Origin of the sequence: Glutamicibacter sp. BW78, from assembly GCF_002332245.1 — a bacterium.
In the GTDB taxonomy this organism is placed as follows: Bacteria; Actinomycetota; Actinomycetes; order Actinomycetales; family Micrococcaceae; genus Arthrobacter_H; species Arthrobacter_H rhombi_A.
Genome location: NZ_NRGU01000012.1, coordinates 17380 through 24202, shown reverse-complemented (window position 1 = coordinate 24202; position 6823 = coordinate 17380). Strand labels below are relative to the sequence as shown.

The window sequence follows — 6823 nt, the reverse complement described above, 5'->3', positions numbered from 1 at the left end:
CGATGTCCCCAGAGATCACAATGATCCTGCTGACAGGATTCGAACCCTTTGGCGGCGATTCCACCAATCCCTCGATCGAGGCGTCCCGGCGTGCTGCGGTGATCCTGACCGAAAACGGCTGGCCAGCTGCCGCCGTGGAACTTCCCTGCATTTTCTCCGACGCGCCGGGGGCACTGCGACGGGCCCTGGAGAAGTACGATCCGGAGCTCGTGGTCTGTACGGGGTTGAATGCCGGTACCGGGCAGATCAGGCTCGAACGGGCAGCCCTGAACATGATGGACGCACGGATTCCGGATAACGCGGGGCAGCAGCCCATCGATGTGCCCGTTGCCCCCGGCGGTCCGGCAGCCTATTTCACGAGCCTTCCGATCAAACGGGCGCTGGCTGCGCTGCAGAAGGTAGGAACTCCCGCGCAGGTTTCCCCAAGCGCCGGCACCTTTGTCTGCAACCAGATCTTTTACACCCTGATGCACGAACTCGGCGCCTCCGGCAGCGCGATCCGTGGTGGATTTGTACACGTCCCGCCCTCGGGCGCCGCCGGGATGGAACCGGAGGTTGTGGCTCGGGCGCTGGTCCTGGTGGTCCGCGAGGCACTGGACGGTTCGGCGGATATCAGCCTCGGGGCTGGGACCGTGGCCTGAGAGGACGTAGTAGCTCTCTGATCGGCCGGGCCTGCCGCTGCGTATATCCGCCGGCCGCCAGACCCGCGTGCCGTTCGAAGACATTGCGGGAAGCGGGGTCCCCCGTCCTGAGCCATGAGTATCCGGCTGCTACCGCGTAGAGGGGGAGGAAAGGCAAGCCCAGGCAGAAAGCGTATTGCGTGGCATGGCGTTCCTCATGGGTGATGAGTCGAGGAAAACGTTCCGGCTCCTCGAGGCCTTTCCGTAGGAGGATGACGCTGCCCAAGGTGAAGGCAGCCGCTACCGGCAAACGGGGCCCGTAGCCGAAGGCGAAGTGCAGGCCTCGAGGGCCACGAGCCATCCGGCATCCGGCGGCACGGGCCACCAGCAGTCCACACGGTGTCGTCAGGTTCAGCCAGTTCGCCGCGCTGCGCCAGCGCGCCCGGTCAGTTGCTTCCACCGGCCTTTTGCACCCCGGTGAGGAAATCGGCGACGAGGGGTCCCGCCGTCTGGGCCCCGCCGTCGCCCTCGGAGACAAACGCAGCCACGGCCAGATCACCCTGGACGGCGATGACCCAGGCGTGGGCATTCTGATCGGCGTCGTACTCGGCGGTACCGGATTTTCCGTAGATCGTCGGCCCCGGGACCTTCTGCAGGGCCACCAGGGTGCCATGGGTGACGGTTCCGGCCATCATTTTCTTGAGCTCGGTGGCCTCCTTCGAGCCCAGCTTCTTCGCCGGGGCCTTGGCGGCTTCCGGCTTCGGGGACTGCAGCAGATGCGGAGAAACCGTCTGACCGGCAGCTACCGAAGCGGCCACCGTGGCCATGCCCAGCGGGGAGGTCTCCACGACGCCTTGGCCGATGCCATTGGCCGCCAGGGTGGTTCCCGTCGAATCATCGGGGATGGAACCCAGGAACGTGGACGCGCCCGTTGAGGGGGAGGAATTCAGCCCCAGCGAGGCCCCCGCGCTGGTTAGGTCCTTGGCCTTCAGGCCCGCAGCACCATCAACGAAGACGGTATTGCAGGACTGTGCGATGGCCTCGGAGAGCGGGATCGTTCCGAGTTTGTCGGAGGGGTAGCCATCGAAGTTCTTGAACTTCTTGCCCTTGATCGTGGTGGTTTTCGGGCATTTGACCTTGCTCGAAGGGGTCTTCCCGTCGCGGAGCATGGCCAGTGCCGTGATCACCTTAAACGTGGAGCCGGGGGCGTATTTACCGAGCATCGCCGTATTCAGGCCCTGATCCGCCGGGCCGGAGGCCGCAGCCAGAATGGCGCCGTCGGAGGGACGAATGGCAACGAATGCCGACGTGGGATCCACCTGGGCGAGGAGCTTCTCGGCCAGTTTCTGCTGTGCCGAATCCAGGGTGACGGTCACGTTCTTCCCGTCCTTGGGTGGCCGATCAAAGAGCTCGTCCACCTGCTGGCCGGAGGGATCGTAGCTGGCCACGGTGAGACCTGCTGTACCGGAGAGCCGGTCGTCATACTGGGCTTGTAGACCGGAGAGCCCCACGATGTCCCCGGCCTTGGTCTTGCCCTCGGACTTCTTGACGATTTCGGCGGTAGCCTGCCCGACGGAGCCCAGAATCGGTCGGGCGAAGGTCCGGGTGAGGGCCAACGGCTCGCTGCCGGTGATGGCCCGGCCCCCGGGGATCGCCTCGATTTGGGCGTCGGTGACCTTGCGCTGGTGGTTATCGCGCAGCGTGATCGCTTCGACAAACGCCTGATCCCCGGCAGCCTTGACCCGGGCGACGTAGGCGGAAACGTCAACGTCGGCGAGCTTGGCGAGCTTCTTCGCCGCGTCGCCTGCCTCGCCGTCTTCCAGCCGCGTCTTGTCGAGGCCCACGCGAACGACCGGGCGGTCCTTGACCAGTGCCTGCTTATCGGTGCTGCGGATCTGCCCGCGCTGGGAGGCCTCGGTCCGTAACGCCACCTCGTTGCCCGGTTCCAGCCCCGTGAGTTCCACCTGGTCGTAGTCGACCTGCCAGGCCTCCGCCTCCTGGTCATACACCAGCTTCGCGGTGGTGGTGTACTCCCAGTCGGTCTCGGTGTCATCCACATCCCAGACCGTTGTGAAGTTGGCGGTGGCCGTGGGGGAGTCCTCATCCTCGTCCTCGGGCCTCTGCACCGAATCCACCGTGGTGTGGTGTTTCAGGTCCTTCAAGGATTCGAAGGCGGTGGCCAGATCCTCGGAGACGGTGGCAGGATCGGCGTTCTTCAGCGGCACCGAGGAGAAATCGAAGGTCTCCAGGGCCTCCGCCACTGATTGGGCGACCGGCTCCGGATCGGGCACCGGGGAGGAACAGGAGGTGAGGCTTCCCAGGGCGAGCGTGGACAGGACGGTCGTCAGCGTCAAGCGCCGGGCTACATGCATGATCGTCATTATGGCCGGGGAGCGCACGTGATCACAAGACGAGATCTGTGGAATGACGCCACGGGGTGCGCAATGTCTGTGCTCGGGTTCGGGGGCCCGGGGGCGAACTACTAGACTGGGATCCAGAAACAGGACCACCACCATCGTGAAAAGGGCCGTACATCTGCCATGTCTGAAGCCACGCCACCGAACGGTGGACCCGTAGGAGCCGCACCGTCGGTTCCGCATCCCACCGACGAGGCGGCCGTCCAAGCTGCCGTCGACGCCGCCCTGGAAGCCATCGAGGCGGCCACCGACCTGGAAATGCTCAAACAGGCGCGACTGGCCCATGGCGGGGAGAAGTCCCCCCTGGCTTTGGCCAACCGGGCAATCGGCCAGTTGGACAAGACCGAAAAGGCGACTGCCGGCAAATTGATGGGGGCGGCTCGCGGTCGCGTCAACAAGGCCCTGGCTGCGCGCACCACGGTCCTCGAGGAGGAACATGCGGCCCGCATCCTCGTGGAGGAGGCCGTCGACGTGACGGCTGCTGCGCACCGCCGTCGTGCCGGGGCCCGGCACCCGCTCTCCACACTGCAGGAACGCGTCAGCGACATCTTCGTGGGCATGGGCTGGGAAATCGCCGAAGGCCCCGAGGTCGAATCGGAATGGTTCAACTTCGACGCTCTGAACTTCGCCCCGGACCACCCGGCCCGCGATATGCAGGACACCTTCTTCATCGAACCCCCGGAATCCCATCTGGTGCTGCGCACGCATACCTCTCCGGTCCAGATCCGTTCGATGCTCGACCGTGAACTCCCTGTTTATGTGCTGTGCCCGGGCAAGACCTTCAGGACCGATGAGCTCGACGCCACCCACACCCCGGTCTTCCACCAATTCGAGGGACTGGCCGTGGATAGGGGCCTGACCATGGCCGACCTGCGCGGCACCTTGGAACACTTTGCCCGGCAGATGTTTGGCGCCGAAGCGCTCATCCGGCTGCGCCCGAACTTCTTCCCCTTCACCGAGCCTTCCGCCGAGCTGGATATCTTCCACCCCGGCGCCAAGGGTGGTCCGGCCTGGATCGAATGGGGTGGCTGCGGGATGGTGCACCCCAACGTGTTGCGCGCCGCGGGCATCGACCCCGAGGAATACTCGGGCTTTGCCTTCGGCATGGGCATCGAGCGCACGCTCATGTTCCGCAACGACGTCCCCGATATGCACGACATGATCGAGGGCGACATCCGCTTCAGCGAACACTTCGGGATGGAGATCTAATCATGCGCATACCCCTTTCATGGTTGCGCGAATACGCGCAGGTACCGGCCGACGCCACGGCTGAAGATGTCATGGCCGACCTGGTGCGGGTCGGGTTGGAAGAAGAGGACGTCCACCGTCCCACCGACTCCATCTCGGGTCCCATCGTCGTGGGCCGGGTCGAATCGCTGGTCAAGGAACCCCAGACCAACGGCAAGACCATCAACTGGTGCCACGTCCGCGTGGTGCCCGAGGGCGCCACCCAGAAACTCACCCACGAGGGGATCGATCCCTCCGGTGTGCAGGGCATCGTCTGCGGTGCGCATAACTTCGTCGAGGGTGACAAAGTCGTGGTCACCCTTCCCGGGGCCGTGCTGCCCGGCGATTTCGCCATCAGCGCCCGGAAGACCTACGGCCACCTCTCGGCAGGGATGATCGCCTCCTCCCGCGAATTGGGCATCGGTGATGATCATGACGGCATCATCGTGCTTTCACGTCTGGGCCTGGACCCCGAGATCGGCTCCGATGCCCTGGAGCTTTTGGGCCTGTACGACCAGGCAGCGGAAATCAATGTCACCCCTGACCGTAGCTACTGCTTCTCGATCCGCGGGGTGGCCCGCGAATACGCCCATGCCACCCACACCCCGTTCACCGACCCGGCAGCGGACATCATCGTGCCCGCCGCGACAGGCCCCGGGTACCCGGTACGGATCGCCGACGACGCCGGCGCCTACGCATCCCCAGGATGCGACCGCTTCGTCGCCCGGAAGGTCACCGGCGTCGACGCTTCGAAGCCGACCCCTCCCTGGATGGCATCGCGCCTGACCCTGGCCGGAATGCGCACGATTTCACTGATCGTGGACATCTCCAACTACGTGATGCTCGAACTCGGCCAGCCGCTGCACTTCTACGATGCCGACGACCTCCGTGGAGATATCGTGGTGCGACGTGCCGCGGCGGGGGAGAGCCTGAAAACCCTCGACGACAAGCAGCGAACCCTGGATCCCCAAGATGTGGTGATCGCCGACGACCGGGGCGCCATCGGCATCGCCGGGGTCATGGGCGGCGCCGAAACCGAGGTCTCGACCTCCACGTCCACCGTGCTCATCGAAGCAGCACACTTCAGCCCCGTGGCCATCGCAGGCTCCCGCCGCAGGCATAAGCTGCCCTCCGAGGCCTCCAAACGCTTCGAACGCGGGGTCGACTGGGAAGTGGCCGACGAAGCCGCCCAACGCGCCGTGGAACTACTGGTCGACCTGGCCGGCGGCACCGCCGAGAACACGGCGACCGATGAAGGCACCCGGCCCGAACCCAGTGTGATCGACCTGCCCGAGGGCTTCGCCTCACGGCTGATGGGCATCGACTACACCCCCGAACAGGTCACCGGCACCCTGACCGATCTGGGCGCCACGGTGGAACAGACCGCAGACGGGCTGCGGGTCACCGCACCGTCCTGGCGGCCTGACCTGCGCATCCGCGAAGACCTGGTGGAGGAGATCGCCCGGCTGGTCGGCTACGAGCAGATCCCCTCGACCCTGCCGGTCGCTCCTCCCGGGCGCGGGCTGACCCGCACCCAACAGCAGCGCCGCCGGGTGCTTCAGGGGCTGGCCGACGCTGGACTGACCGAGGTGCTGAGCTACCCGTTCGTTTCCGCCGTGCAGAACCAGACGTTCGGCACGGCCACGGCAGGCGCCGAAGTGGCAGCGGTGAAGCTGGCCAACCCGCTCTCCGCCGAATTCGGGTTCCTCCGCACCAGCATCCTGCCCGGGCTGTTGGAGACCGCGCGTCGGAACCACTCGCGGGGATTCCGCGATCTGGCCCTCTACGAGGCCGGACTGGTGTACCTCCCCGGCGAAACGCTGGGCAGCCCCTCCATCCCGCCGTTGGGTGAACGCCCCGCGGACGAGGTCCTGGACGCCCTGGATGCCGGTCTGCCGAAACAGCCGCAGCATATCGGCGCCGTGCTCTTCGGCAACGATTCGGCCCCCGGCGTCGGGGTGGAACCACGCCCCTACGACTGGGCCTCGGCCCTGGATGTGGCCCGGCTGGTGGGCGACATCCTCGGCATCGAACTGGTCGTGACCCAGGGGACGCATCAGGCGTTCCACCCGGGACGTACGGCCCAGCTGTCGTTGCGCACCGGCGAATACGTGGGTGTCGCCGGAGAACTACACCCCCAACTGCTGGCCGCTTCCGATCTGCCGGCGCGCACGGTCGCCATGGAACTCGACGCCGACAGCCTCTTCGAGGCGGCAGCGGATCTGGTCGTCGCCCGCTCGATCTCCACCTACCCCTTGTCCACGCAGGACGTGGCCCTGGTGGTGGATCACGACGTGGTGGCCGGAGACGTGCTCGAAACCCTCCGGCTGGGAGCCGGCGAACTCCTGGAAGACGTCGCCCTCTTCGACGTGTACCAGGGGCCCGGGATCGAAGAAGGCAAAAAGTCGCTGGCCTTTGGCCTGCGCTTCCGTGCCGATGACCGGACGCTGACCGCCGACGAGGCGTCGGCCTCGAGGTCGGCAGCCGTTGCCGCCGCCGCCGAGAAGTTCGGGGCCGTCCAGCGCTGAACCAGCCCGCAGGACGACGACGGGGCCGGAA

General features: G+C 66.1%; 4 protein-coding genes. 3 read left to right on the top strand and 1 reads right to left on the bottom strand.

The annotated features are described in order from the left end of the window. Positions 1 to 641: pyroglutamyl-peptidase I (locus CIK75_RS02445; RefSeq protein ID WP_241895234.1), on the top strand; the 641-nt coding region annotated here is incomplete at its 5' end. A gap of 425 nt (positions 642 to 1066) precedes the next feature. Here the strand turns inward: CIK75_RS02445 and CIK75_RS02435 are convergent. Beyond that, entirely contained in the window at positions 1067 to 2992 is a 1926-nt protein-coding gene (locus CIK75_RS02435; protein WP_096223111.1) for a penicillin-binding transpeptidase domain-containing protein, read from the bottom strand. Between the two features lie 168 nt (positions 2993 to 3160). On the opposite strand from CIK75_RS02435, the gene pheS reads away from it, so the two are divergent. Beyond that, the gene (pheS, locus tag CIK75_RS02430) at positions 3161 to 4246 is read left to right on the top strand and encodes a phenylalanine--tRNA ligase subunit alpha (RefSeq protein WP_086997295.1); all 1086 of its coding nucleotides are present in this window, start codon (positions 3161 to 3163) and stop codon (positions 4244 to 4246) included. A gap of 2 nt (positions 4247 to 4248) precedes the next feature. Continuing rightward, a complete protein-coding gene (pheT, locus tag CIK75_RS02425; protein ID WP_096223109.1) occupies positions 4249 to 6792 on the top strand; it encodes a phenylalanine--tRNA ligase subunit beta in 2544 nt (847 codons plus the stop codon). Positions 6793 to 6823: the final 31 nt, after the last annotated feature.